Source organism: Bradyrhizobium sp. SZCCHNRI1009 (genome assembly GCF_032487575.1).
In the GTDB taxonomy this organism is placed as follows: Bacteria; Pseudomonadota; Alphaproteobacteria; order Rhizobiales; family Xanthobacteraceae; genus Bradyrhizobium.
Genome location: NZ_JAUEUL010000001.1, coordinates 104,231 through 127,346, shown reverse-complemented (window position 1 = coordinate 127,346; position 23,116 = coordinate 104,231). Strand labels below are relative to the sequence as shown.

General features: G+C 65.4%; 25 protein-coding genes. 11 read left to right on the top strand and 14 right to left on the bottom strand.

The genetic code is table 11. The features are described 5' to 3' along the window. Positions 1–124: 124 nt before the first annotated feature. From QX010_RS00615 to QX010_RS00605, 3 genes are all read right to left on the bottom strand, one after another. Positions 125–2,596: a putative bifunctional diguanylate cyclase/phosphodiesterase gene (locus QX010_RS00615; RefSeq protein ID WP_316177001.1), complete on the bottom strand. Its 2,472-nt coding sequence runs from the start codon at positions 2,594–2,596 to the stop codon at positions 125–127. A gap of 1,108 nt (positions 2,597–3,704) precedes the next feature. Continuing rightward, complete coding sequence (locus QX010_RS00610) at positions 3,705–3,875, bottom strand: RNA polymerase sigma factor region1.1 domain-containing protein (protein WP_315801056.1); 171 nt, start codon at positions 3,873–3,875, stop codon at positions 3,705–3,707. 73 nt (positions 3,876–3,948) lie between these two features. Further along, entirely contained in the window at positions 3,949–5,025 is a 1,077-nt protein-coding gene (locus QX010_RS00605) for a hypothetical protein (protein WP_315801057.1), read from the bottom strand. A gap of 273 nt (positions 5,026–5,298) precedes the next feature. Between QX010_RS00605 and QX010_RS00600 the strand changes: the two genes are divergently transcribed. Beyond that, the gene (locus tag QX010_RS00600) at positions 5,299–6,318 is read left to right on the top strand and encodes a patatin-like phospholipase family protein (RefSeq protein ID WP_315801058.1); all 1,020 of its coding nucleotides are present in this window, start codon (positions 5,299–5,301) and stop codon (positions 6,316–6,318) included. Here QX010_RS00600 and QX010_RS00595 read toward each other — a convergent pair. Further along, the gene (locus QX010_RS00595; RefSeq protein WP_315801059.1) at positions 6,305–6,733 is read right to left on the bottom strand and encodes a CBS domain-containing protein; all 429 of its coding nucleotides are present in this window, start codon (positions 6,731–6,733) and stop codon (positions 6,305–6,307) included. The genes QX010_RS00600 and QX010_RS00595 overlap by 14 nt on opposite strands. A gap of 304 nt (positions 6,734–7,037) precedes the next feature. After that, entirely contained in the window at positions 7,038–7,835 is a 798-nt protein-coding gene (locus tag QX010_RS00590; protein WP_316176998.1) for a rhomboid family intramembrane serine protease, read from the bottom strand. 524 nt (positions 7,836–8,359) lie between these two features. Between QX010_RS00590 and QX010_RS00585 the strand changes: the two genes are divergently transcribed. From QX010_RS00585 to QX010_RS00575, 3 genes are all read left to right on the top strand, one after another. Beyond that, complete coding sequence (locus tag QX010_RS00585) at positions 8,360–8,917, top strand: PAS domain-containing protein (protein WP_316176996.1); 558 nt, start codon at positions 8,360–8,362, stop codon at positions 8,915–8,917. 241 nt (positions 8,918–9,158) lie between these two features. Then, positions 9,159–9,773, top strand: coding sequence for a PilZ domain-containing protein (locus QX010_RS00580; RefSeq protein ID WP_315801062.1), 615 nt, complete (start codon positions 9,159–9,161; stop codon positions 9,771–9,773). Between the two features lie 333 nt (positions 9,774–10,106). After that, positions 10,107–10,733 (top strand): transglutaminase-like cysteine peptidase, encoded by a 627-nt coding sequence (locus QX010_RS00575; protein WP_316176994.1) that lies wholly within the window; start codon positions 10,107–10,109, stop codon positions 10,731–10,733. A gap of 492 nt (positions 10,734–11,225) precedes the next feature. Here QX010_RS00575 and QX010_RS00570 read toward each other — a convergent pair whose 3' ends face one another. Beyond that, positions 11,226–12,224: a hypothetical protein gene (locus QX010_RS00570; RefSeq protein WP_316176993.1), complete on the bottom strand. Its 999-nt coding sequence runs from the start codon at positions 12,222–12,224 to the stop codon at positions 11,226–11,228. Positions 12,225–12,505: 281 nt separating this feature from the next. Here QX010_RS00570 and QX010_RS00565 point away from each other — a divergent pair, with 281 nt between their 5' ends. From QX010_RS00565 to QX010_RS00555, 3 genes are all read left to right on the top strand, one after another. Then, entirely contained in the window at positions 12,506–12,928 is a 423-nt protein-coding gene (locus QX010_RS00565) for a hypothetical protein (protein WP_315801065.1), read from the top strand. Between the two features lie 242 nt (positions 12,929–13,170). Beyond that, positions 13,171–13,686, top strand: a complete 516-nt coding sequence (locus QX010_RS00560) for a hypothetical protein (RefSeq protein WP_316176991.1) — start codon at positions 13,171–13,173, stop codon at positions 13,684–13,686. 395 nt (positions 13,687–14,081) lie between these two features. Then, entirely contained in the window at positions 14,082–14,894 is an 813-nt protein-coding gene (locus QX010_RS00555; protein ID WP_410051915.1) for a dienelactone hydrolase family protein, read from the top strand. 103 nt (positions 14,895–14,997) lie between these two features. Here QX010_RS00555 and QX010_RS00550 read toward each other — a convergent pair whose 3' ends face one another. The 3 genes from QX010_RS00550 to QX010_RS00540 form a co-directional block, all read right to left on the bottom strand. Then, positions 14,998–15,150: a hypothetical protein gene (locus QX010_RS00550; protein ID WP_315801393.1), complete on the bottom strand. Its 153-nt coding sequence runs from the start codon at positions 15,148–15,150 to the stop codon at positions 14,998–15,000. Between the two features lie 130 nt (positions 15,151–15,280). Then, complete coding sequence (locus tag QX010_RS00545) at positions 15,281–15,580, bottom strand: hypothetical protein (protein ID WP_316176987.1); 300 nt, start codon at positions 15,578–15,580, stop codon at positions 15,281–15,283. A gap of 159 nt (positions 15,581–15,739) precedes the next feature. Beyond that, positions 15,740–16,171, bottom strand: coding sequence for a hypothetical protein (locus QX010_RS00540; RefSeq protein WP_316176986.1), 432 nt, complete (start codon positions 16,169–16,171; stop codon positions 15,740–15,742). 75 nt (positions 16,172–16,246) lie between these two features. Between QX010_RS00540 and QX010_RS00535 the strand changes: the two genes are divergently transcribed. Together QX010_RS00535 and QX010_RS00530 are read left to right on the top strand one after the other, a co-directional pair. Beyond that, the gene (locus tag QX010_RS00535) at positions 16,247–16,552 is read left to right on the top strand and encodes a hypothetical protein (protein WP_316176984.1); all 306 of its coding nucleotides are present in this window, start codon (positions 16,247–16,249) and stop codon (positions 16,550–16,552) included. Then, entirely contained in the window at positions 16,549–16,716 is a 168-nt protein-coding gene (locus tag QX010_RS00530; RefSeq protein WP_315801071.1) for a hypothetical protein, read from the top strand. The genes QX010_RS00535 and QX010_RS00530 overlap by 4 nt, the downstream gene beginning before the upstream one ends. A gap of 31 nt (positions 16,717–16,747) precedes the next feature. Here the strand turns inward: QX010_RS00530 and QX010_RS00525 are convergent, their stop codons facing one another. Then, positions 16,748–17,278 (bottom strand): gamma carbonic anhydrase family protein, encoded by a 531-nt coding sequence (locus QX010_RS00525; protein WP_315801072.1) that lies wholly within the window; start codon positions 17,276–17,278, stop codon positions 16,748–16,750. An 83-nt stretch (positions 17,279–17,361) separates the two neighbouring features. Next, on the bottom strand, positions 17,362–17,691 hold the full coding sequence (locus QX010_RS00520) for a DUF6949 family protein (protein WP_009027540.1): 330 nt from the start codon (positions 17,689–17,691) through the stop codon (positions 17,362–17,364). Positions 17,692–17,887: 196 nt separating this feature from the next. On the opposite strand from QX010_RS00520, the gene QX010_RS00515 reads away from it, so the two are divergent. Continuing rightward, positions 17,888–18,586, top strand: a complete 699-nt coding sequence (locus tag QX010_RS00515) for a hypothetical protein (RefSeq protein ID WP_316176983.1) — start codon at positions 17,888–17,890, stop codon at positions 18,584–18,586. Positions 18,587–18,977: 391 nt separating this feature from the next. Here the strand turns inward: QX010_RS00515 and QX010_RS00510 are convergent, their stop codons facing one another. Together QX010_RS00510 and cysE are read right to left on the bottom strand one after the other, a co-directional pair. Continuing rightward, positions 18,978–19,190 (bottom strand): DUF3126 family protein, encoded by a 213-nt coding sequence (locus QX010_RS00510; protein ID WP_006611186.1) that lies wholly within the window; start codon positions 19,188–19,190, stop codon positions 18,978–18,980. A gap of 277 nt (positions 19,191–19,467) precedes the next feature. Then, positions 19,468–20,298, bottom strand: a complete 831-nt coding sequence (gene cysE, locus QX010_RS00505; RefSeq protein ID WP_316176981.1) for a serine O-acetyltransferase — start codon at positions 20,296–20,298, stop codon at positions 19,468–19,470. A gap of 491 nt (positions 20,299–20,789) precedes the next feature. Here cysE and QX010_RS00500 point away from each other — a divergent pair, with 491 nt between their 5' ends. Beyond that, a complete protein-coding gene (locus QX010_RS00500) occupies positions 20,790–22,118 on the top strand; it encodes a hypothetical protein (protein WP_410051911.1) in 1,329 nt (442 codons plus the stop codon). A gap of 108 nt (positions 22,119–22,226) precedes the next feature. Here QX010_RS00500 and QX010_RS00495 read toward each other — a convergent pair whose 3' ends face one another. Then, positions 22,227–22,976 carry an alpha/beta hydrolase gene (locus tag QX010_RS00495; protein ID WP_316176980.1) on the bottom strand — a complete coding sequence of 250 codons (750 nt, stop codon included), beginning with the start codon at positions 22,974–22,976 and terminating at the stop codon, positions 22,227–22,229. Positions 22,977–23,116 lie beyond the last annotated feature (140 nt).

Below are 23,116 nucleotides of genomic sequence, written 5' to 3'. Positions count from 1 at the left end.
CGACACAAGCTCGTTCGACACCATCCGTCACCACATCTTCCTGGGGTTATGGATCCCGGATCGGCGCGCGCCTACGGCGCGCTTGTCCGGGACGACGGTTGAGGGTGTGGCGGCCGTCATCCCATCACGCCGCCTTGGACGATCGCCCACCGAACTGCGCCAATAGCCCCGCGATCTCCGAGGCCGGCTTGGCGGCGCTGAACAGATAGCCCTGGACCTGGTTGCAGCCTTCGGCGCGCAGCCAGTCGAGCTGATCCGATGTCTCGACGCCCTCGGCGGTGGTGATGATGTTGAGACTCCTGCCGAGGCCGGAGATGGCGCGGACGATGGCGAGGCAGTCGGAGCGCTGCGCGAGGTCCTTCACGAAGGAGCGGTCGATCTTGATCTTATCGAACGGGAAGCTGCGGAGATAGCTGAGGCTGGAATAGCCGGTGCCGAAATCGTCCATCGAGATGCGGATGCCGAGCTGGCGCAGCTGATGCAGCGTCGCCAGATTGGCCTCGGTCTCCGCCAGCAGGATCGACTCGGTGATCTCGAGCTCGAGCCGCTCCGGCGCCAGCGCCGACTGTGCCAGCGCCTGCACCACGACCTGCACCAGATTGCGGCTGCGGAACTGCACCGCCGACAGGTTCACCGCCACCTTGATGCCATCGGGCCATCGCGCCGCCTCGTGACAGGCCTCGCGCAGCACCCATTCGCCGAGCGGCACGATCAGTCCAATGTCTTCGGCCACGGGGATGAAGTCGGCCGGTGAGATCATGCCCTTGTCGGGATGGCGCCAGCGCAGCAGGCATTCGAAGCCGGAGATCGCGCCGGTCGCGACGTCGACCAGCGGCTGGTAGTGCAGCTCGAATTCGCCCTGCGCGAAGGCGCGGCGCAAATCGTGCTCCATGTCGCGGCGCTTCTGCGCCTGGCGGTCCATCTCCTTTTCGAAGAACCGATGCACGCGGCCGCCGTCCTGCTTGGCGCGGTACAGCGCCATGTCGGCGTTCTTCATCAGTTCCTCGCAGCTCGCGCCGTCGCCCGGCGACAGCGCGATGCCGATGGAGGCACCGATCACGAGCTCATTGCCGTCGATGTCATAGGGAGCGCTGAGCGCCGCGATCAGACGCGCGGCGCTCTCGCTGGCGTCATCGGCGCCGCCCTGACGGATGATCACCGCGAACTCGTCACCGCCGAGCCGCGCCGCCAGCTTGCCGCCATGCATCTGCTGCGTCAGGCGGCCCGCGACCGCCTGCAGCAGCCGGTCGCCCATCGGATGGCCGAAGGAATCGTTGACGGTCTTGAACAGGTCGAGGTCGATGCACATCACCGCGATGCGCCTGTCCGCCGACAAGGCGCCGTCGAGCTCCTGCGTGAGGCGCTGCTGGAAGAATTCGCGGTTCGGCAGGCCGGTCAGCCCGTCATGGTGCGCCATGTAGGCGATGCGCGCCTCGGCGCGGCGGCGCTCGGTGATGTCGACGATCGCGACCAGCACGCCGTCGCGGCCATCGAAGCTGATCTCGCGGCCATAGGTCAGCACCTCGATCTCGCTGCCATCAGCCTTGCGATGGCGCCAGTCGCGGTGAAACAGATCGCCGTCGGCGAGCCGCAACAGCGCGTCATCGAGGCTTTCCCATTCGCCCGGCGGCCAGAGATCCCAGACGTTCATGCACAGGAGATCGGCCCGGCCGTAGCCATAGTGCCCGACCATCGCGTCGTTGACGTTGAGGATCTGCGCGGTCTTGGCGTCGAGGATGCACATCGGCACCGGATTGGCGTCGAACAGCAGCCGGAACGAGGCCTCGCGCCGCTTCAGCGCGGTCACATCGGCAATGGTCAATGAGATGATGTCGCCGAAGGCGTGGGCGCCGAGCCTGAGGCTGCGCGCTTCGCTGTCGAGCTCGAACTGGTCGCTTCGCCCGTGCGTGACCACGTCGAACAGCCGCGCCATCACCTCGGGCGTACACAGCATGTTGCCGCCCTGCTTCAGCCGATGCCATTGCAGCGTCGCCGACGGCAGCCTGAGCAGGTCGGCGGCCGCGCGATTGTGATGGACGACCTGGAAATCGCAGGGCATGCCGACGCTGTCGCGGATGGTCGCGAGCGAGACGACGCCGTCATCGGTCGTCGAGAAGATCGCGTCGAGCAGATTGTACTGCGTGGCGCGCTCGTTGACATAAGTCCCGACCAGCGTGCTGCCCCACCGCGAATTGGTCGGCAGCGCCAGGACGTCATAGCTGCGGACCATGCCGTCGCGCACGCAATGCGCACAAGCGAGATAGGGCTGGCCGCTGGCGAGCGCGCAATTGGCGGCCTCCACCAGCACGGTGGCGCAATCCGGCGACACGGCCTCGACCGCGACGTCCCAGCGTTCGTCCTGCAGCCATTGCTGGACGTAGCGGCCGCTGCGCGAAATCTGCAGGCCGCCGTCCTCGTTGTTGAGCACCGCGATGTGATCGGCGAGACGGCCGAGGCTGCCCAGCATGACGTCTTCGTAGCGCGGCAGGCGCTGCCCCGGCTTCAACGCGGCCTGCCATTTGCGCCTGAGCACCGGGATGTCGTCAAAGAGATCGCTGCTGATCGTTGTCAACGCCTTGGTCGTCGCGGCACTCATCATTCCCACTCGATCGCCCACCCTGTTCCAGCGGTATCTGAAGCAGACGCGGCTTTAACGAGCTGTAAATGCATTGGCTTCGCGCATGGCGCGCAGCGATTGTGACAGTTTTAAGTGGTTCCATGGTTATCGCGCATTAGCGACTGTGACAGCATCGCTTCACGTTCATCGGCGCTGTCCCAACGAGAGGGCGATACAGCACGGATGCGGATGTGACTGCGCGATCTCGCGACAATATCTGTCCGAGTTTTGTTGTTCGAACCGCCCTCTTCAAACAGAGGGCGCAGGGAGAGCCGGACCTCGACTGAGGCCCGTGGCCCGCCTGCGAAAAAAATGCAGGCGGCAGGTACCACAGGTCAGCCGGAAACCCGGCCCTCCCTGCGCGATGGTTGAACGGCTGCTTCGCGTTCTCCCTGGTGCGCCGGGCTTTCTGGCCACCATCCCCACGTGAAGCCAGAGCTTCGACGTGAGTTGATATCAGCATCGGGATATCAGGACCGCGCGACTTGACCGTGCGCAGCGGATCGTTCGTCGGCGCGAGCAACCCCGCGCTGCAATCCACCACGCCCACCGCTCCCCGCCTCGCGTCTCGTGACGACCGCGATACGCCCCTCATCTCGAGGCGGGATGCGCGGAAAGATCCACCTGATTTGCCCGACGGCGCAAGGACTAATAACTGCGACAAAGTAACCCGACGGGCAAAATAATGAGTTCGGTTGGCAGAAAGCCGTAGGGTGGGCAAAGGCGCTGCCGTGACCTCTCCACGCATACGATCGCAGTTGACGCCGTGCCCACCATCTTCCTGTTGCGTGCGCGGATCGACGGTGGGCACGCTGCCGCCTACGGCGGCTGCTTTGCCCACCCTACGGCTCATGCGACAAAGTAACTCGACGGGCAGACGTCGCGAGTTTAGCGAGTCGTGTCGCGCACCACTGCTTCGACGATCACCCCGTCGTCCCGGCCTTGAGCGGGGACCCATAGCCACCGGCCGCGGCGAGGCGGGCCGCTGACAGCTACGTCCCCCGATAGCATCCGCGGTATGGGTCCCGGCGTTCGCCGGGACGACACCGTTGGTGGAACGCGATCCTGCAAAAACTCTGCGCTCGCATCACTCCTGCTCCAGACGAATGCCTGCGTCGCTGAGCGCCTCCATGAGCCGCTCGATGTCCTCGGATGCGACGGTGTTGCCTGGACAGATCTCATTCAGCTCGTCGAACGTGATCCATCCCTTACGCTCACCGATCGCGATGGCATGGCGGATGATGTCGGATATCTGCATGCGGCTCTCCCCGGAGATGGGTTCTCATCAATAGCGGGGAGAGTCGGTTTGCCCCTGCAGGCTTTCGCGCGTCCTACCGCGCCAGCACCTCGACCTCGCCGTCGACGCCGTTGACGACGCTGAAGGAGCGCTCGAACACCTTGCCTTCGTTCTTGGCGATGGCGCGGTAGTCGCCTTCGGACAGCACGACCTTGGGGAAGGCGCCGATCGATTCCTTGATCACGTCGCCGCCGGGGTTGATGACCGACCAGGCGGTGTTGGCGAGCGCCTCGCCGCCCTTGTCGGAGACGAGCTTCAAGGTGATGACCGCGGCACGGTGCGTCACCGTGACGTCGGTGAGCTTGCCGGCCTGGACGCGGATGTCGGAGCGCACCACCGAGTTCGCGTCGCCATAGTTGGAGACGATGTAATAGGTGCCCTCCGGCAGCATCAGCATGTCGCCGGCGGCGACGTTCGGCACCAGCGGCGCCCGCTCGCGGCCGTCGAACTGGCTGCCCTTGTAGATGGCGAACGAGATCTGGTTCTGCGGGATCTTGCTGGTGCCGACCCTGCCCTCGAGGCGCAGGCCCCCGGCCGGCAGCACGAACGATTCGCGATCGGTCTCGGTCTTCAGGTTCACCGACCTGACCGCGCTGACGAGGCCGAGCGCGACATGCACGACATAGGTGCCGGGCGGCAGCACGATGTTCGGCGTCGGGCCGCGATCCTCGCGCAGCATCTTGAAGGCGCCGGATTCGTCCGGCCGGTCGGCGAACACGCGCCAGACCAGACCGCCATTGATGTTCGGCAGGTCCTTGCCGAACCGCGCCGACAGCGACAGCACGCCCTGATTGGGAAGCGCGGCAGGCGGAGCGGCCACCGGCGGGATCGCGGCCGGCGCGCCGGGGGGGATCGCGGCGACCGGGGGTCCCGGCAGCGCCTGCGGGGCCGGCGGCGGAATGGGCCCGGCGGCGGGGCCGGAGGGGGGCGCCAGGCTGACCGCCGCGCCGGGATCGGGCACCGAGGCCGGCGGAACCGGCGGTGGCCGGTCGCCGAACAGTTGCGCCGCGGCCGGCGACATCACGAAACCGGTCAGCGGGCACGACAAGGCGAGCACAAGCCATAGCCGCCCGCTGCGCCGGAATCTGGTGAACCCGCGACCTGTCGTCATCGTCCTGCTTTTGACCGAAAACGCGGCAAATTCAAGCCTGTACTCAACCGTCCCTGAGGAACCGCGCGAACGTCGCGCAACCTGGTCGCATTCTCCGGTGCCTCAGCGCCCGCGGCGCGCAGTCTGCCCGGCGGAGCGTTCAAATCAGCGGCATCCGGCACTCCCGTCGACCCGGCATAAAGGATGCTTCTGGTAGGCTGGTGCTAGGCTGTCATGCGTCATGAGTCCGTTGCCGACTCGTTGCACACAGTATGCGTAGGCGTGGAGATCTCGGTGCTGGATATTCTGAAAGGACGCCGTGCGAGCGGAACCGAAGGTTCCGATGTCGGTCTCGGGACGATCCGCAAGCCGGTGATCGGGCTGGCGCTGGGTGGCGGCGCGGCGCGCGGCTTTGCCCATATCGGCGTCATCCGGACCCTGATGGCCCACGGCATCGTGCCCGACGTCGTGGTCGGCACCTCGATCGGCGCCGTGGTCGGCGGCGCCTATGCGGCCGGCCAGCTCGATACCCTGGAGGAATGGGCGCGCAGCCTGCAGATGCGCAACATCCTCGGCTATCTCGACATCCGCCTCAATGGCTCCGGCCTGATCGGCGGCGAGAAGCTCGCCGCGCAGCTCGAAGCCTCGCTCGGCCGCATCACGATCGAGGAGCTGCCGATGAAGGTCGCGACGGTGGCAACCGAGATTCGCACAGGGCACGAGATCTGGCTGACCCATGGCAGCCTGGTCGATGCGATGCGCGCCTCCTATGCCCTGCCCGGCATCTTCGCGCCGGTCCTGATCGGCGACCGCTGGCTGGTCGACGGCGCGATGGTCAATCCGGTGCCGGTGTCGGCGGCGCGGGCGCTCGGCGCCGAGATCGTGATCGCCGCCAACCTGTCGAGCGACGTGTTCACGCATTCGACGACGATCTACGCGCATGGCCAGCCGGTCCAGGTGCCGGAGACGGTGATGGAAAGCACACCGCCGAAGCGGCGCTTCCGCAGGCTGTTCTCGCCGGAGCGCGCGGTGAAACGGCAGTTCTTCGGCGAAGGCGGCCGGCCGGGCATCTCGTCGGTGATGGTCGACGCCTTCAACATCATGCAGGACCGCATCACCCGTGCGCGCCTCGCCGGCGATCCGCCGGACCTGCTGATCTCGCCGCGCGTCGGCCAGATCGGCTGGTTCGACTTCCACCGCGCGGCCGACCTCATCGCGTTCGGCACAAGGGCGGCCGAACGTGCGCTGGATTCAATCCAGGAGGCGATCGGCGCAGTCACGCCGACCGGCGGCGGAGCGACTACGCCGTCTTGATATACTGGCGGAGCGCTTCCTGCTCGGTCTCGTATTCCTGGACGCGCCACTTCACGACGTCGCCGATCGAGATCAGGCCGACCACGCCGCCCCCCTCGATCACCGGCAGATGGCGGAACTTGCCGTTGGTCATCATCTCCATGATCGAGGCGACCGTATCCGCCGGCTTGCAGCTCACCACCCGCCGCGTCATCACGTTCGACACCGGCTCGGTCAGCGCCGCGGCGCCGCGCTCGCCGAGCGCGCGGACGATGTCGCGTTCCGAGAGGATGCCCTCCATCCGGCTGCCCGACATCACCAGCACCGCGCCGATCTTGCGCTCGGCGAGCCGCTTGGCAGCCTCGGCGAGTGTGGTCTGGGACTCGACGCTCTCGACCTGGTGGCCCTTGATGTCGAGGATCGCACGTACTGTCATTGCTCGTCTCCTTGAAAGGCCGGTGCGCCTTCTTGAACGAGGCGTCGTTGCGGCCGATGCTTCCAGCGATCGTCAGTCAAGCGAGTCTTCAATCAACAGTCTGGCAGCGCAACCGATCCAACGCATCCGGCCCGACCGCGTCTGATCCAACGCAGCGGATCGCGTTGTGGTTGCAACGCCCTTCGCAGGCCTGCCGCATGGCACAAAAGGGCCTGCTTTCGTTCGCCCGGAATCGTGTCCCGGTTGTGGTGGACGCAAATGATGAATGAAATCACCCGCGCTCGCAAGCGCAGGATCGCGGCAACTAATGGTCGGCCGCGTCGGACGGCAACGCAGGTGCAGCATCGCCACGCGCATGCGGGATGGGATCGAACAGCGCAAACAGGATCAGTCCGGCGATGAAGCCGCCGATATGCGCCTGCCAGGCGACGTCGGCGCCCTCGGCGCCGGGCGTGATGCCGCCGATGCCGAACACGATGTTGACGCCGAACCACACCGCCAGGAAGCCGAGGACCCGCGGATTGCGCAGCGCACGCGACAGCGACAGCGCCGGCACCCTGGCCGCTGCATCGGCATCGCCGCGGGTGAACGACAGGAAGCTGCCGCTCACGAATGCAAAGCGCATCGCCGCCGCCATGGTGCCGGACACGGAGGCCGAGGCGCCGATCATCGGCGCCAGCGCGTGCTCATGGGTGAGCAGATGAGCCAGCGCACCGGCCGCCGCCGTCACCGCCAGGAACAGATAGAACCTGAGCGCTCCGAAGCGGCGCGCGAGCGCGCTGCCGAACGGCAGCAGCCACAGCACGTTGAAGCCGATATGCGCCAGATTGGCGTGCAGCAGCGAGTAGCTGAAAAAGGTCCAGATCTTGGCCGGCGTGCCGCCGGGAAACGCCCCGTCCATCAGGGTCTGGTCGTATCGTTTCGGGACAAAGGCGAACAGGTCGATGATCCCTGCGTTCCACTCGTCCGGCAGCAGCACGCGCAGATGGATCACCGCGATCAGCAGGATGTAGGCGGTCAGTGCGCCCGGCAGATTGAGGATCGGCTCCCGCGCCTGCTGGAGCGGCGGATCCTGCGTGAGGTCTGACGAGGAGGAATCCAACGGAACGCACGCCTTCGACGAGAGGAACAGATCCGTCAGATAGGCGGCTTTGGCCGGCCTGCGCAAGCGCACGGCGGCAGAGTTGATGTGTGGGGCGGAGGCAGCGGAGGCGAAAGGGCGACGGATCCGCCAAAAGAACGAGGGAGGGTCCTGAGAAGACCCTCCCTCCGAGACTTGCCGGCCTTTGCCGCGTCCGGAGCGCCCGGGGTTGTTGTCCCCACCCCCGCCCCGTCGCGACGACCAGACTTGTTTGACGCCGCCTGCGTGTACCTCACCGTATCGCGGCGGACCTTGCACCGTCCGGCCGCGATCTGATGAATGCATTGTTAACGATCGCCGGGACGCCGCCAAGCTCATCGTTAATTTAACCTTAACGCGCGGAAGGCCGGGGTAAAGCCGGCACGATCGCACCATCGGCATGGACGCTGCACCACCCCTCCTGCGAAAATCAACCAGGGAGGCGCCTGGACGAAAGCGGGACAGCAATGTCCCCCGTGACGTCGAGGGCGCGAGGGGTTACCGAGATGAAACATCCGTCCAATCGCGAGCTCTTCGCCTATTGGAACGACAGGCGCGGCCATGCCAAGGCGCCGGAGCGCTGCGACTTCGAGCCGTCGGCCGTGCGCGAGCTGCTGGGCGACATCTTCGTCCTGTCCTGCGATGCCGACAGCGGCTTTCCGTTCCGCATGGCCGGCACGCGGCTGTGCGCCCTGCTCGGCGGCGACGTCAAGGACAGGAGCTTTCCGGCGCAGTTCGCGCCGGCCAGCCGCCGCGAGATCGAGGAGATCACGGCGGTGGTCTGCGAAGAGACGCTGCCGGCGATCGCCGGCGTGACGGCGCAGGCGCCGGATCGCACGACCGCGCATTTCGAGCTGCTGCTGCTGCCGTTCGCGACCCGCGCGCATGAACCGATCAGCCTGACCGGCCTGCTCGCCCCGTTCGAGACGCCAAGGGGCGCGCTCGGCCCGCTGGAGATGGTGTCATGGCGCTACATCCATCCGCCGGTCGAGCCGATCGTGCCGCGCGCGCTGCGCAAGCTCGCGCTCGCCCGCGGCCTGATGGTGTATGAGGGCCTGCGCTGACTTCCTGCAGATCCGTATCCCGTAAGCCTCGTCGGGGTCCCAGCTCTCTCCCCGTCATTGCGAGCGCATCATCCGGACAAGGCCCGGAATGACGGAGAGAGCCGTCATCAGCGGCAATGCTCGTCTTGCGCGAACAAGATGAACGCCTGCGGTGCTGCGATAACGCTGAATTAACCGTGCAGGACTTAGTTTCAACACTGGATCATCCGGCACGCTAAGAGCCGGCTTTGAGTGGCGAAACATGGCGTTGCCGAACAAAAAACTTTCTCTTCCGGCCGCCGAGGAGCGCCGCCGTTTCCAGCGGGTCAAGGTCCACCTGCTCGGCCGCTACATGCTGCCCGACCGGCGCGAGTTTCCCTGCCAGGTGATCAACATGTCGCCGGGCGGGCTGGCGCTGCTCGCACCCGGCATCGGCAATGTCGGCGACCGCGTGATCGCCTATCTCGACCATATCGGCCGCGTCGAGGGCAAGATCACCCGCATCATCGACAACGGCTTCGCGATGACGATCGGCGCCACCGCGCGCAAGCGCGACAAGCTCGCCGCGCAGCTGACCTGGCTCGCCAACCGCGACATCCTCAACCTGCCGGAGGATCGCCGCCACGACCGTATCATTCCGCGCAACCCGATCGCGGTGCTGACGCTCGAGGACGGCACCAAGATGACCTGCCGCATCATCGACATGTCGCTGTCGGGCGCGGCGATTGCGGCGGAGACCAGGCCGCCGCTGAAATCGCAGGTCATGCTCGGCCGCGTTCAGGCGCGCGTGGTGCGAAATCTCGAAGGCGGCTTCGCGATCGAGTTCATGCACGCCCAGCTCGCCGAAACGCTCGAAGACAGCGTTACCGCGCGGTAAAGCCGCAAGCCTCTGAAATCCCGCAACTTCACGGAGCACACGGCGTCCGCCACCACGGGCGCCGTGTGGCGTTCGGCCATCGCACAGGCAGTCCAGCGCAGTTAATGGTTGGCGGGAAAAGCGCACGGGACCCTGCAACGGCAGCGGTTCCCGGCTTAATGCAGCGCATTCGATTCAACGGCGAATGATTCAAATTTTAGCTAGATTCGATTCAAGTGAAAGTCGAATAAGCCCTTTGTTTTACTTGGATTTGCGTCAAATCCATCGTGGCGATTTAGCGGCAGCGAAAAATCTTTGTGAGACACATGGTCCCAACGAAAACGGGGGGCCAAAATGGTCAAGCGGACGGGACAGGCAACAGGGTGGGCGGTCGCAGCCTTCCTGATGGCGATGGGCGGGGTGGCGCATGCCGGTGATGACCGGGTGCTCTATGCGAGCCTGGGCGACACCGCACGGGCGCCGATCGGCTGGGTCGAGTTCTGCACCGAGACCCCCGAGGAATGCCGCGGCGGCGCGTCGCAGCCCCGCGACATCGTGCTGTCCCAGACCGCCTGGCGCGATCTGCTAAAGGTCAATCGCTGGGTCAACGAGAACGTCAAGCCGATCACCGACATGGACCATTGGGGCGTGGTCGAGAAATGGTCGCTGCCGACGGACGGCTACGGCGACTGCGAGGATTACGTGCTGTTGAAGCGCAAGCTGCTGATCGATGCCGGCTGGCCCCGCGAGGCGCTGCTGATCACGGTGGTGCGCGACAAGAAGGGTGAAGGACATGCCGTCCTCACCGTGAAGACCGACAAGGGCGAGTACGTGCTCGACAATCAGAACGAGAGCGTCGTCGCCTGGACCGAAACCGGCTACCGCTTCGTCAAGCGGCAGTCGCAGAGCGACCCGAACGTGTGGGTCTCGCTCGGCGACGGTCGCCCGGCCGTGGCCACCGCCAGCGCCAGAGAACGCTAAGGCGTCCGCGAGCGCTGATCAGAGAGGCGAGACACGAATTCGAGTTACGCGACCCGGTCACATCCCCACCCCTCCCCGTCCCAGACCGGTTCGCGCGCGGCCAGGCCTCCCCCAAGGCCTGGCCGCAACTTTTTTTGGCGGCGTCGCCCGGCCGACGATAGTTCATGAACGCGTGCGAGTACGGCACGAGACGGGGAAATCTCCCGTTCACCCTCCTGCCGCGTCGGCGGGCTTCCGAAATCTGGTGCCAGGTGCGTTCGGGGACGGCGCGAGTCCGTCTACGTCTATTGGGACGACAATCCAGGCCGACGGGCCATCTCAATGAGCACGACCAATCGATCAGTCCTCGGCAAAGGCTGCCGCCCGGATCTCCCGCGTCGGGCACGATCGACTGTCCCCGCGTATCTCTCCGCGATGCCGTCCTGAGAGCAGGCCGAGATGTAGGCGCCCCCGGTTTAGAGGCCAGCGGCGATCCCGAACGTCCCAGCTCCATCACTTGCCAGGAAGCGCGGAGGCTTCGGCCGGCAATGGACCATTGGTCAAGCAGGTCTGCGGCAGCCGGTCGAACGCGCGAACAAATTCCGACGAGAACCGCTTCGCGCTGTCAAATGACAGATGCACCTCGTCGACGAAGGTGAGATCGTCGCCGGTGTCCGCGTCGATATACATGGCTCCGATCGTCTCGGCGAGTTGGCTGGTCGGATCCGGCTTTGGCCAGATTTCGGTCGTCGGCATCGGGACCAGGACGACACAGTCGGCAGGCATGCCAATTCGCTTCAAGAAGGTGTTCGCCTCGATCGCCGCGAGCGGCACATTGACCTGAAAGTCCCGCAACCGATCCCGACGAACCCGCGGGCGCTGGCGATCCGCCATAAGCGAATCCCGCCAGAGAAAATAGCCATCCACTGACGATCTGAAGGCCGTCGGCGCAATTTCGCAGTCGATAAACCGAAATTTGCATAGGGCTGGCTGGGCCCACATCTCCCCCTTCTTGACCAGAGCCCGCCCGAGCTCCCATCGATCATGCATCGCGGCCAGAGCGGGCTCGCTCACACGGTCGTTGAAATAGGGGTCGACGCCAATCACCAGCACACGCGGACGCAGATGGTGCTTCACTGCAAGCGCAGAGAAGAACGCCTGCTGGTCCTCATAGCTGAATCCGAGATTGAACTGCCGCAGACCGCGTGCGGCAAAATACGACCGCACTTCAGCCGTGCTGAAAGCAAACATCGTGCGGCTCGATCCCGTGAAGACCACATCGGCTGCCTTCAGGTTGGCAAGCGCCCTGCGCTCGATCCCAAACCAAAACGCAGCATGCTCGAAATCTCCAAACCGGCGCGCACTGCACGAGCTGATGAACTGATCACGCTCCGGCGCCGGCTTGCATCCAGCGATCGAGATACCCCTGCCGCTGTATGCGATCGGAGCGGCCAGGCAGCCCGATAAGATGACCATGGCAATATAGATTAACAACCAAAGCTTGTGCCTCATCACGCACGCACGCGCCCCCCGGGCCGACCAGAACAACGGTTATAAAATACCACATGCGTTCGCCATCGCGCGCAATAAAATCGACCTCAGATCGAATTCTGAGTTTGAAGTTCGGCGTCTTGCCGCCGGTCGCGGATGGTGAGAGGCACGGCATCGCTTCGCGTGAGGCCGTCTCGATGCGCAACTTTTTTTGGCCTTGCTTTGTCGATATGTCGCAGGCGAGGCGCGGCAACGGCCGGCCAACCTTGTTTTCCCTCGACCGTCGGGTTTAGGTTGTCGGCATGATGATGATCCTGCGAAGCGCGACCTTGCTGGCCGCGGCCCTGACCCTGGCGAACTGCTGCATGTCCGGCACCGGCTGCTCGGGACCGCTGGCCTCGGCCGGCACACCTGCAGCCGCGCCGGCGATGGCCGCTACGCCCGCCGTGATTACCGCGCAGCCGACGAGCGCTGCGGCCGACTGGGACGGCCGTGTCGCCACCTCCGACGCCGACACCGAGATGGTGACGGAGCCGGACATCGGCACGCCGCGCAAAGGCGCCAAGCGCCGTGGCGACTCGCGGGTCGACGTGATGTCCGCGCAATCGAGCTCCGGTTATCGCGGCCGGATGAGCTGGGAGGAGGAACAGGCGGCCGACCTCGCCGACGAGGCCCGCCTCAAGCAGAAGCTCACGATCTGCCGGAACTGCAGCGCAACGCAGTAAGCATTTGTCCGTCCGCAGTTTTCGGCTGGTCGCGACCGCGACCTGGAACCGCTGCGACCGCGCGATTTCGGGCTTGCAGGCCTCGCTTTTGTCGGATTTCCTAATCAAACGTTGACGACTTGGTTCGTTCGCCAGATGCACGATTTGCGGGCTCGGCGGACAGCGTTCTCTGCTCGAGTTTTTCGCCTCTCCCAGTTTTCGGGAGGAGCATCCGAAGCTTTTTCAATTTGGGTGGTTTCGTGATGAATCCGGTGACGCGCGACACCAGACGCTACCCCGAGAAGCTCAGCCCGAGCCCCGTCAAGGGCGCCCAGCCGATCGCGCTCGCCGCCGCGACGCTCGTGGTGCTGGTCGCGGGCATCGGCGGCATCATGTTGTGGCGTGCCTATGGCGGCGCGCCGGAGGCCGAACGCGGCGCGGTGACGCGGCAGTTGCAGGCGCGCACGGTGCAGGCATCCGAGCAATTGGTGGAGAAGACCAAGGGCCTGGAGGCCACCCAGCAGGAATCGATCGATCAGTTGCAGATGATGCAGGAGCAACTGCAGAGCATGCGCCGCCTGCTCGCGGCCCAGCAGGCCGACACCAAGCGGCTGTCGGACCAGGTCTCGACCCTGAAGGACTCCATCGATGGCCTGCGCCAGTCCTTCGCCAGCACGCAGAGCTCGGAGCAGGCCGCGCCTGCTCCGCGCAACCGCAGCATCCGCGCCCGCGCCCATGCCAGCCGCAGCGGCCATCGGCATCGTCGCAACCGATCCTGAGACGCCCGGTTCTGACGCCTGCTCGTAGAATTCCCGCCGAATTTTCCCGGGACCCTGTGAAGTGCTTCACAGATTGAAACCGGGAGTCACGCCATCCTGCCTGCACCGGATGGCGAGCCAATTTCAGGATGGCACAGGGCCAATTTCAATATCCGGGGCTGGCAAGGTCGTTGGCGCCATACTGCGCCGACGGCCTTGTTCTTTGTGGCGGCGCGTTCGACCGCCCGAACGGGTCCGACGGCCGAGGCTCTCCGGCTGGTGACTTGCTTTTCCCAACCAAGTCTCGGCTCAATGCACCCGCAAGACGCAGAGGAGCCCCCATGTCCGCCGATCCAGCACTGACGTCCGATGTCATCGGGCTGACCAAAGTCGCCCCCTTCTCACGCCGCGGCTTCATGACCGCATCCGCTGCCGTGACGGCCGGCTACACGCTGGCTGCCGGCCCGGTGCGGGCCGAGGTCATTACCACCGACACCAATGGGCTGAATGCCGGAGATGCGAAGATCAAGGTCGGCGACCGCGACATGCCGGCCTATTTCGCCCGCCCCGCCAGCGCCAGCAATCCGCCCGTCGTGCTGGTCGCGATGGAGATCTTCGGCCTGCATCAGTACATCAAGGACGTGACGCGCCGTCTCGCCAAGCTCGGCGCGCTCGCCGTGGCGCCGGACTACTACTTCCGCAGCGGGACCGACCTCACCAAGATCACCGAGATCAAGGACCTGCTGCCGATCGTGAATGCCAAGCCCGACGCGGAACTGCTGTCGGACCTCGACGCTACCGTGGCCTGGGCCAAGTCGCAGGGCGGCGACACTTCGCGTCTCGGCATCGTCGGCTTCTGCCGCGGCGGCCGCAGCGTGTGGGAATATGCGGCGCATAGTTCGGCGCTGAAGGCGGGCGTTGCGTTCTACGGCCCGCTGATCGACCCGCCCAATCCCGCCTGGCCGAAGAGCCCGACGCAGCTTGCGCCGGAGATGAAGGCGCCCGTGCTTGGCCTCTACGGCGAAGCCGACACCGGCATTTCCGTCGCCAGCGTCGAGGCCATGAAGGCCGCGCTCGCCGCCAACAAGAAGACCGCCGAGTTCAAGATCTATCCCGGCGCGCCGCATGGCTTCCACGCCGACTATCGCCCCAGCTATCGCAAGGACGCCGCGGAGGACGGCTGGGCGCAGATGCAGGCGTGGTTCAAGAAATATGGCGTGCTGAGCTGACAGCCGCGGCCCGGGGCGAGCGAACACGGAAGACTGCCCCGCGAGACTTCCCGCAAGTCGCTGGCCGGCTGTCGCTTGCGCTCGGGCGCCGGACCGGCGGCTGTTAGCGCGGCCGACGATCGTCGCGACGAATCTTCGCCAGCTGCCTGCCGCCCTGCTCGAGCTCCCAGGCCATCCAGACCAGCGCGGCGCCCAGGCTGACGACGACGCCCATGAAGACAAACGTGAGTTCAGGGGATGTGAGTGTGTTCATCATGCCTGGATCCCATGCAAGCGTTGCGCCAGCTACTTCTCCGTCGCCGCTCCGCCGATCGGAGCGGCAACAAATGGTCACGAGATGTCGTTAAGGCGAAGTGACCGGATCGGCCGGCCGCCTCGCCCAAGCTTCATTCACACACCTCGACGTTGCGATAGCGCCAGCCGTGCGCTGTCCGCACACGCTTGCGCGCGACGTAGCAGCCGCCGAGATCCTCGTAGGTGTACGGGTAGTAGTAGGGATAGCCTCCGTATCCGTAGTAGCCGGGATAGCCAAAACCGAAGCCGAACCCGAGTCCGAAACCCGGGCCAAAGCCATGATGGCCGAAGCCATGATGGAAACCGCCCGGCCCGTGCGCCGACGCCATGCCCGGCATCATTGCCGCCGCAATCACGGCACCCGCCAACAATCCCATCACTCTCTTGCGCATCGATCCGTCTCCAAATTCAACCGGCATGAGAGCGTCAGTGTACTCCGGTGCTCCCAGCCGGAAGTCTCTAAGCCGGATTTGGAACGGCGCGCGGGCAAACCCGCTCACATCTGCGCGATCTCGATGTCGTTGCGTGACGTCTGGAGCGGCGGGCAACATTCAGCAACCGCGACAGATGCTCTTCACCTTCCGGTCGAACGCGTTGTTCTCCTGCTGAATCTGCACATCGGTCGCATCACCGGTACGGTTCGGGCCTGTTGCAGCGGTCCCTCCGTCTCCTCCATGACCCATGCCGATCGTGACAGCGGAATTGCTCGCCCCCGCCCCGCTCGCGCCGGAGCCGGACGATTGCGCCGTGCCCAGGCTGTTAGTCCCGTTGGTACCTGCCGCGCCCGGTTGCGATGACTGTGAGGGATTGCTGCCGCTTCCGGCGGTACCGGTCGTGCCGGCGCCGGCGGCTCCCGCGCTCGGCGCGCCGCCGCCGCTCGCTCCACCGCCAGCGCCGCCCGCACCGCCGCCTTGCGCGAACACCGCAGTGGCCGTGCCGAGGCCTGCAATCACGATCAAAGTGCTCAATGAAAACCTGGCCATGGGACCGTCTCCCTTTACACTTCAACCCGACCGGACGGACCGCGTTCCGGAACGAATGTTGATCGGAGAGGATTGATGGGGCGAGGAGAGCAAGGAGCCGTGCGCAAGCTGATCGCCTTTGACGAGGAAACGTTCGACAAGCTCAAGCAGCTGGGCCGCGATCAGATGCTGAGTCTGCAGGACCTCGCCGACGAGGCGTTCATGGACCTGTTGGAAAAGCACGGCGTGCCGGCGGATCTGAAGGACGCGCTGCGCAAGAGCGCTGCGGAGGATGGCGATGGCGCAGGCAAGCCTGCGCGCAAACGGAAGAACGAGCCGGACGACAAGTCCAGAAACCAGTCGAAGCCCAAACCGAAACAGAGGAGCAGGACATCAGCATGAGCACCGACCCCGATCCGTTTGAACAGGGCGAGCGCGCCGCGCGCGAGAACATTCCGGCCGAGGCCAATCCCTATCAGGACGGCAGCGAACAGCACGCGCTGTGGGCGAGCGGCCACGAACGTGTCGCCAGCGCAGCGGAGGCAGGCGAATCCGAAGGGACGTGAGGAATCTCCGACAGCTCCATCGGCCGTGATGTCAGCCGATCTTCTTCAGACCCTTGGTGTAGCGCGGTCCCTTGGCGACATAGGCCTTGGCCGCGATGCCCATGCGCTCGACCTGCGCCGGCTCCAGCGTGCGAACGACACGCGCGGGCGCACCGATGATCAGCGCGTATTCCGGAAAATCCTTGCCCTCGGTGATGATGGCGCCGGCGCCGACGACGCTGCCGCGGCGGATGTGCGCGCCGTTCATGATGATCGAGCCCATGCCGATCAGGGCGTCATCCTCGACCGTGCAGCCGTGCAGAATGACGTTGTGGCCGACGGTGACGTTGCGGCCGACGCGCAGCGGAAAGCCGGGATCGACGTGACAGGTGGCATTGTCCTGGATGTTGGAGCTCTCGCCAATCTCGATCCAGTCATTGTCGCCGCGGATCACCGCGCCGAACCAGACCGTGACCTCCTTGGCGAGCTTCACCCGGCCGATCACGGTGGCATTGTCGGCAATGTAGTAGTTGCCGTCCGCCGGCAGCTCGGGCGCCTGCCCGTCGAGTTCGTAGATGGCCATCGAGGTCTCCCGTTCGCAGGCGACCTTGGCACAGGCTCCGGAGCGATTTCAAGCAAACGCCGCGGCGGCGCCCGGCACGGGAACTAGGCCAGCACGCCCGCGGCGCGCAGCGTCATCACCACGAAGGTGCCGCACATCATGCTCCAGAAGCCGGCGATCACGGTCGCCAGCATCACGAACTCGAAGCGACGGCGCTCGATGCGGGCACCGCGCAGCGTGTTGCGCATGATGATGAAAGGCGCGGCGAACACCAGGAATGGCACCGCGGCGAACCGCCGGGGCGTGACGCCCTCCTGCAGCAGCTCGAAGCCCGGCGGACGTTCGGCATAGGCCTGGTAGCCGCTCGCCAAGGCGCCGGCCAAGGCGAAACCGATGAGGAGCGAGAACAGGGAATTGAACGCCTCTGCCGACATCGTACGCACTCACACACTTGCAAAACTGCCCGATGCTGGTTTGGCAAAAAGCGACCGCACCCGCCACATTATCCTTAAGGAAGGGTTAATGGCGGCCGCGGCCGGTGCGCGGCTCCCTGCAGGTAAGTTTCTGCAGAATGCCGCATCGCCGTGGCATAGTCGGCGCTGATTCGGTCCTTGAGATCCCCTGCCCGCCATGACGATGTTTTCGGTCCGCAGTGCCCGCCCTTCGAACGGACATGGCCACACCGTGCCGATCATCCTGGGCTGCGTGCTGACGGCGGCCGCAGTCGCCCTCGTCGCCTACCTGCTCTGGCCCACCTGGCGCGCCAGCACCTTCAAGGGGCCCGAACGCCTGCCGGTCAGCATCGGCGGCACCGTGTTCAACGTGCCGGCGGCCGCCATCCGGGTGAAGATCCAGCGCCATACGGGGCCGCAGGAGCGCGTCGATCTCGGCTTCGAATATCCCTCGCTCACCCCGCCCGAGGCGCTGCATCACGTCAGCGCCGACCAGATCGACCAGGCGCCGCACCCGATCGATCGCATCTTCGTCTCGATATCGGCACATCACGACGCGATGTCGCCGGAGACGCGACTGAAGACGATCTATCCGCGCTATCTCAATCCGGCTGCCGTGCCGGTGCAGGACGGATTGAGCATGCGAAGCTTCCGCGCGGGCACAGCGTACGACATGGAGGATCTGTTCACGGCCGAGCAGCCTGTGCTGGTCGCCCGCTGCACGCGTGATGCCGCCACGCCGGGCATGTGCCTCAGCGAACGCCGCGTCGAAGGCGCGGATCTGACCTTCAGGTTTCCGCGCGGCTGGCTGTCACAGTGGCAGGACGTCGCCGCGGCCATGGAGCGGCTGACGGCGCAGATGCATGCGGTGAAGTAGTTGGTCGTAGCCCGGATGAGCGCAGCGACATCCGGGTTCTCCGGCACAACGTGTGACCCCGCATGTCGCTTACGCTCATGCGGGCTACGCGATGCGCGCCGTTCTACTTACTCACACGCTCCCCCCAGGGAGTTGACGGTCGGCGGATGAGCGTCGACACCTTGGCGAGGTTCTCGTGAATGCGCCCTCTCCCCTTGTGGGAGACGGCATGGAGGACCGAGCGGCAAACGCACTTGGGTGAGGGGTATCTCGCGACGAGCTCCGCTGGCGGAGAGAGACCCCTCACCCAAGCGGCCCGTTGATAGGCCGGCGTCGCCCTCTCCCACAAGGGGAGAGGGCGCATTCACTGGCACCGCGCCTGATCGTGCATTCTCAAGCGTGGCGAAAGGATCTACTCTACCAGATCGTCTTCCAGGATCGCCATCTGGAACTGGAACGAGCGGTCGTCGTCCTCGTCGTCGACGAACAGAACGCCGATGAACTCTTCGCCGATATAGACTTCGGCGGAGTCTTCCTTCTTCGGCCGCGGCACCACACGGATCTTGGGATTGCCGAACACGCGCTTCAGATACGCGTCGAGCTTCCTGACTTCCTGAACGTCCACGGTGATCTCCAATCGACAGCGAGGTTTGCAGATGATGCGGACGCTACAGCGCGAACGTCCGTGTCCTTATGACTTCGACATTCCGGCCCAAGGATCGAGGCAAGACGAGCGGCGATGTCGAACGCACTGAAAGGGACGCCGTGGATCTCACATTCATTCCGCCAAGACAAACTCAATACAAACGGCGGATCGTCAAATCCACAGACGCCGATGTGTTGGCACGAATTTCCCTGGATGAGAAGGTCTTGACTTCACTGTCGACGGAGGCGGTCGCGGCTCAGATCCCGATCGCGTTGATCATCTGATCCATGGTGCGCGACGGCTCCGCACAACCGGCCTCGCCGACGATCTTCGCCGGCACGCCTGCGACGGTGACGTTGTTCGGCACCGGCTTCACGACGACCGAGCCGGCAGCAATGCGCGCGCAATGACCGACCTCGATGTTGCCGAGCACCTTGGCGCCGGCGCCGATCAGCACGCCATGACGAATCTTGGGGTGCCGATCCTCGTTCTCCTTGCCGGTGCCACCGAGCGTCACGCCATGCAGAATCGAGACGTTGTCCTCGATGATGGCCGTCTCGCCGCAGACGAAGCCGGTGGCGTGATCGAGGAAGATGCCGCGGCCGATGCGCGCCGCCGGATTGATGTCGGTCTGGAACACGGCCGAGGAGCGGCTCTGCAGATAGAACGCGAAATCCTTGCGGCTGTTGCGATACAGCCAATGCGCCAGCCGGTGCGTCTGCAGGGCGTGGAAGCCCTTGAAGTAGAGCAGCGGATCGATGAAGCGCGAGGTGGCGGGATCGCGATCGTAGACGGCGACGAGATCGGCGCGGAACGCATGGCCGAGGTCCGGCTCGTCGCGCAGCGCGTCATTGAAGGTCTGGCGGATCAGGTCGCCCGACAGCGCGGAATGATCGAGACGGTCGGCGACGCGGTGCACGACCGAATCCTCGAGCCGGCCGTGGTGCAGGACGGTTGAATAGATGAAGGTCGCGAGTTCGGGCTCGCGGCGCACGATCTCTTCTGCCTCGTGGCGGATCCGATCCCAGATCGGATCAAGCGTCGCCAGCTTGCTGCCCTGCTGCGGATTGGTCTGATGCATAGCCATGGCTGCTTCTCGCAGTTTCAGTGGGCGGGACTTATAGCACGGCGCATGGAACGATGTCCTCTGCAGGAGGCGCGAGGCCGGCGATCCATTCCAGCCAGCCTGCCTCCCAGAAAACACGGGATTGAGACATTTTACGTCCCGCCGATGACGTCCCGGTTGCGCCGCCATGCCATTCGGCACCGCGTCGGTTCAAAGTGGGCAGCAGGAACCCGAAATCAAGGTGGGCATCGGGGAAGCAATCGGTTCCGGCACCTGGGCACTCTGCGGGAGGGCGGAAGGGACGGATACCGGCGGCTGCGGCAAAAAGGAACCACCCGGGGACAGAAGGCCGGCCATTCCCCCGTTCGATCACGGGAGCGGCTTTACCATCCATCGCTCTGCGTCTACTAGTGAATATCGCCCTGACCATATTTCGGCCACGGTGCTCCTGATCGGGGGACACGGGTATCAGTAACACTCAGATCCTGGACGAACGCGCAACCGAGGCCGGATTGGCCTGGCTCCCCGTCATCGTCATCCCGCTCTTCCTCGTCGCGCCGGCGCTATGGAACGGCTACCCGCTGCTGCAGTGGGACACCGGCGGCTATCTCGCGCGCTGGTACGAAGGCTATCTGGTGCCGAGCCGCTCGACCGTGTTCGGGCTCTATCTGCATTTTGGCGAAGGCTCGAGCTTCTGGCTCAATCTCGGCCTGCAGGCCCTGGCGACGCTCTGGATCCTGCAGCTCACCTTGCGCGTGCTGGGGCTGGCCCAGCCGCTGCGCCTGCTCTGGATCGGCCTGCTGCTGATCCTGACCACCGCCCTGCCCTGGCTCGCCAGCATGCTGCTGACCGACATCTTCGCCGGCCTGTCGGTGCTGGCGCTCTACATCATGGTCGCGCACACACGCCGGATCTCCATGCTGGAAAGATGCGCGCTGTTTGGCTTCGTGGCCTTCGCCTCCGCCACCCACAGCGCCACGCTCGGCGTGCTGTTCGGCCTGTGCTGCGCCGGCTGGATCGGCTATCCCTGGCTGCGCCGGCAGATCGCGCTCTCCGGCCTGGTCCAGGCCAGCATGACGATCGTCGCGGGTGCGGCGATGCTGCTCGCAGCCAACTTTGCCCTGTCCGGCCAGTTCGCGTGGACGCCGGGCGGCACCGGGGTCGCCTTCGGCCGCATGCTCCAGGACGGCATCGTGGCGCAATATCTGAAGGACCATTGCGCTCGCGAGAAGCTGAAGCTCTGCCCCTATCGCAACGAGCTGCCGCCCACCGCCGACGACTTCCTCTGGGGCAACAGCATGTTCAACAAGCTCGGCCGCTTCGAGGGCATGAACGACGAGATGGGCTTCATCGTGAAGCGGTCGCTCGCGGCCTACCCGCTGTGGCAGGCCAGGGCCGCCGCGGTCGCCACCGCCGAGCAGTTGATGCATGTGGCGACCGGCGAAGGCACCAATGGCTGGCTGCCGCATACCTATGGCATCATCGAGCGCTACGTCCCCTCGCAGCTCAAGAAGATGCGCGCCGCACACCAGCAGCATTGGGACATCAATTTTGCCGACGTCAACTGGCTGCACGTGCCGGTCGCGCTGGCCTCGATGCTGGCGGCGGCGGCGATCGCGGCGCACGCGATCTGGCGCCGGCGGCGCGACGATGTGGCTTTGCTCGCCAGCACCGTGACCCTGGCGCTGCTGGGCAATGCCCTGATCTGCGGTGTCATCTCCGGCCCGCATGACCGCTACGGCGCGCGGATGGTGTGGATCGCCACCTTCACCGCGCTGATCGCCGCGGCAAGGTGGTTCAGCGGCGAGCGCGTGGAATGCTCGGCGGAACGCCTCCCGTAGCCCGCTTGAGCGGCAGCCGAGCCCAGAGGGCGAAGGCGGGAGCGACATGCGGGTTCACACGCGCCGCTCGGACAACCCGGGGTCGCTGCGCTCGCCCGGGCGACGGCTTCAGCGCCGTGACAGAAAGTCGATCACCCCGGCCTTGTAGACCTTGTCGCCGACAGCGCGCATGTGATCGCGATTGGGGATGTCGAGCACTTCGGCACCGGGGATGAGCGCGCCGAGCGCCGGACCCGAGCCCGACACCTCGTCGGTGGTGCCGACCGCCACCAGCACCGGCACCGCGATGCGGCCGGCGTCCTCGCGCGAGATCAGGCCGCGCGAGCCGCGCATGCAGGCGGCCAGCGCCAGGCGGTCGGAGCGGGTCTGGTCGGCGAAGGCGCGGAAGGTGCGGCCCACGGGATCGGTCACGTCGTCGATCGACGGCGCCTCGAGCGCGACGGCGACGTTCTCGCCGGGACCGCCGCCTTCGATCATCGCCATGCCGATGCCACCGAAGATCGCCGAACGCAGCCGCTCGGGCGCGGTCAGCGCGATATGTGCGGTGATGCGGCCGCCGAGCGAGTAGCCCATCACGTCGGCGCTGGCGAGGCCGAGATGATCCATCAGCGCCGTGACGTCGCTCGCCATCGCCGCGATCGAATACAGCGCGGGGTCGTACAGCTTGCCCGAATCGCCATGGCCGCGATTGTCGAGCGCGATCACTCGGCGGCCGTCCTTGCGCAGCTCGGAGGTCCAGGCCGGGTAGACCCAGTTGACGTTCTTGCTCGACGCAAAGCCATGGACGAGCACGATCGGATCGCCCTCCCCCTCATCGATGAAGGCAATTTCAACGGCGCCGTTGTGAAAGCTCGGCATCGGTCGCGAATCCCGGAACGCTGGAGTGAAGCTGGTCGGACGAAGTCTAGATCATGATGCGATTCCACGGAATCGCATCATGATCTTATCCCTTTGTTTGAGCATGATCTTTTCGGGAAACCGGCTTCCACTTTTCCGGA

Bases quoted from the DNA above. Each gene is read 5' to 3' on its own strand.
- QX010_RS00615 (WP_316177001.1), bottom strand. From the start codon at position 2,596: ATGAGTGCCGCGACGACCAAGGCGTTGACAACGATCAGCAGCGATCTC.
- QX010_RS00610 (WP_315801056.1), bottom strand. From the start codon at position 3,875: ATGCAGATATCCGACATCATCCGCCATGCCATCGCGATCGGTGAGCGT.
- QX010_RS00605 (WP_315801057.1), bottom strand. From the start codon at position 5,025: ATGACGACAGGTCGCGGGTTCACCAGATTCCGGCGCAGCGGGCGGCTA.
- QX010_RS00595 (WP_315801059.1), bottom strand. From the start codon at position 6,733: ATGACAGTACGTGCGATCCTCGACATCAAGGGCCACCAGGTCGAGAGC.
- QX010_RS00585 (WP_316176996.1), top strand. From the start codon at position 8,360: ATGAAACATCCGTCCAATCGCGAGCTCTTCGCCTATTGGAACGACAGG.
- QX010_RS00580 (WP_315801062.1), top strand. From the start codon at position 9,159: ATGGCGTTGCCGAACAAAAAACTTTCTCTTCCGGCCGCCGAGGAGCGC.
- QX010_RS00575 (WP_316176994.1), top strand. From the start codon at position 10,107: ATGGTCAAGCGGACGGGACAGGCAACAGGGTGGGCGGTCGCAGCCTTC.
- QX010_RS00570 (WP_316176993.1), bottom strand. From the start codon at position 12,224: ATGAGGCACAAGCTTTGGTTGTTAATCTATATTGCCATGGTCATCTTA.
- QX010_RS00565 (WP_315801065.1), top strand. From the start codon at position 12,506: ATGATGATGATCCTGCGAAGCGCGACCTTGCTGGCCGCGGCCCTGACC.
- QX010_RS00560 (WP_316176991.1), top strand. From the start codon at position 13,171: ATGAATCCGGTGACGCGCGACACCAGACGCTACCCCGAGAAGCTCAGC.
- QX010_RS00555 (WP_410051915.1), top strand. From the start codon at position 14,082: ATGACCGCATCCGCTGCCGTGACGGCCGGCTACACGCTGGCTGCCGGC.
- QX010_RS00550 (WP_315801393.1), bottom strand. From the start codon at position 15,150: ATGATGAACACACTCACATCCCCTGAACTCACGTTTGTCTTCATGGGC.
- QX010_RS00545 (WP_316176987.1), bottom strand. From the start codon at position 15,580: ATGCGCAAGAGAGTGATGGGATTGTTGGCGGGTGCCGTGATTGCGGCG.
- QX010_RS00540 (WP_316176986.1), bottom strand. From the start codon at position 16,171: ATGGCCAGGTTTTCATTGAGCACTTTGATCGTGATTGCAGGCCTCGGC.
- QX010_RS00535 (WP_316176984.1), top strand. From the start codon at position 16,247: ATGGGGCGAGGAGAGCAAGGAGCCGTGCGCAAGCTGATCGCCTTTGAC.
- QX010_RS00530 (WP_315801071.1), top strand. From the start codon at position 16,549: ATGAGCACCGACCCCGATCCGTTTGAACAGGGCGAGCGCGCCGCGCGC.
- QX010_RS00525 (WP_315801072.1), bottom strand. From the start codon at position 17,278: ATGGCCATCTACGAACTCGACGGGCAGGCGCCCGAGCTGCCGGCGGAC.
- QX010_RS00520 (WP_009027540.1), bottom strand. From the start codon at position 17,691: ATGTCGGCAGAGGCGTTCAATTCCCTGTTCTCGCTCCTCATCGGTTTC.
- QX010_RS00515 (WP_316176983.1), top strand. From the start codon at position 17,888: ATGACGATGTTTTCGGTCCGCAGTGCCCGCCCTTCGAACGGACATGGC.
- cysE (WP_316176981.1), bottom strand. From the start codon at position 20,298: ATGGCTATGCATCAGACCAATCCGCAGCAGGGCAGCAAGCTGGCGACG.
- QX010_RS00495 (WP_316176980.1), bottom strand. From the start codon at position 22,976: ATGCCGAGCTTTCACAACGGCGCCGTTGAAATTGCCTTCATCGATGAG.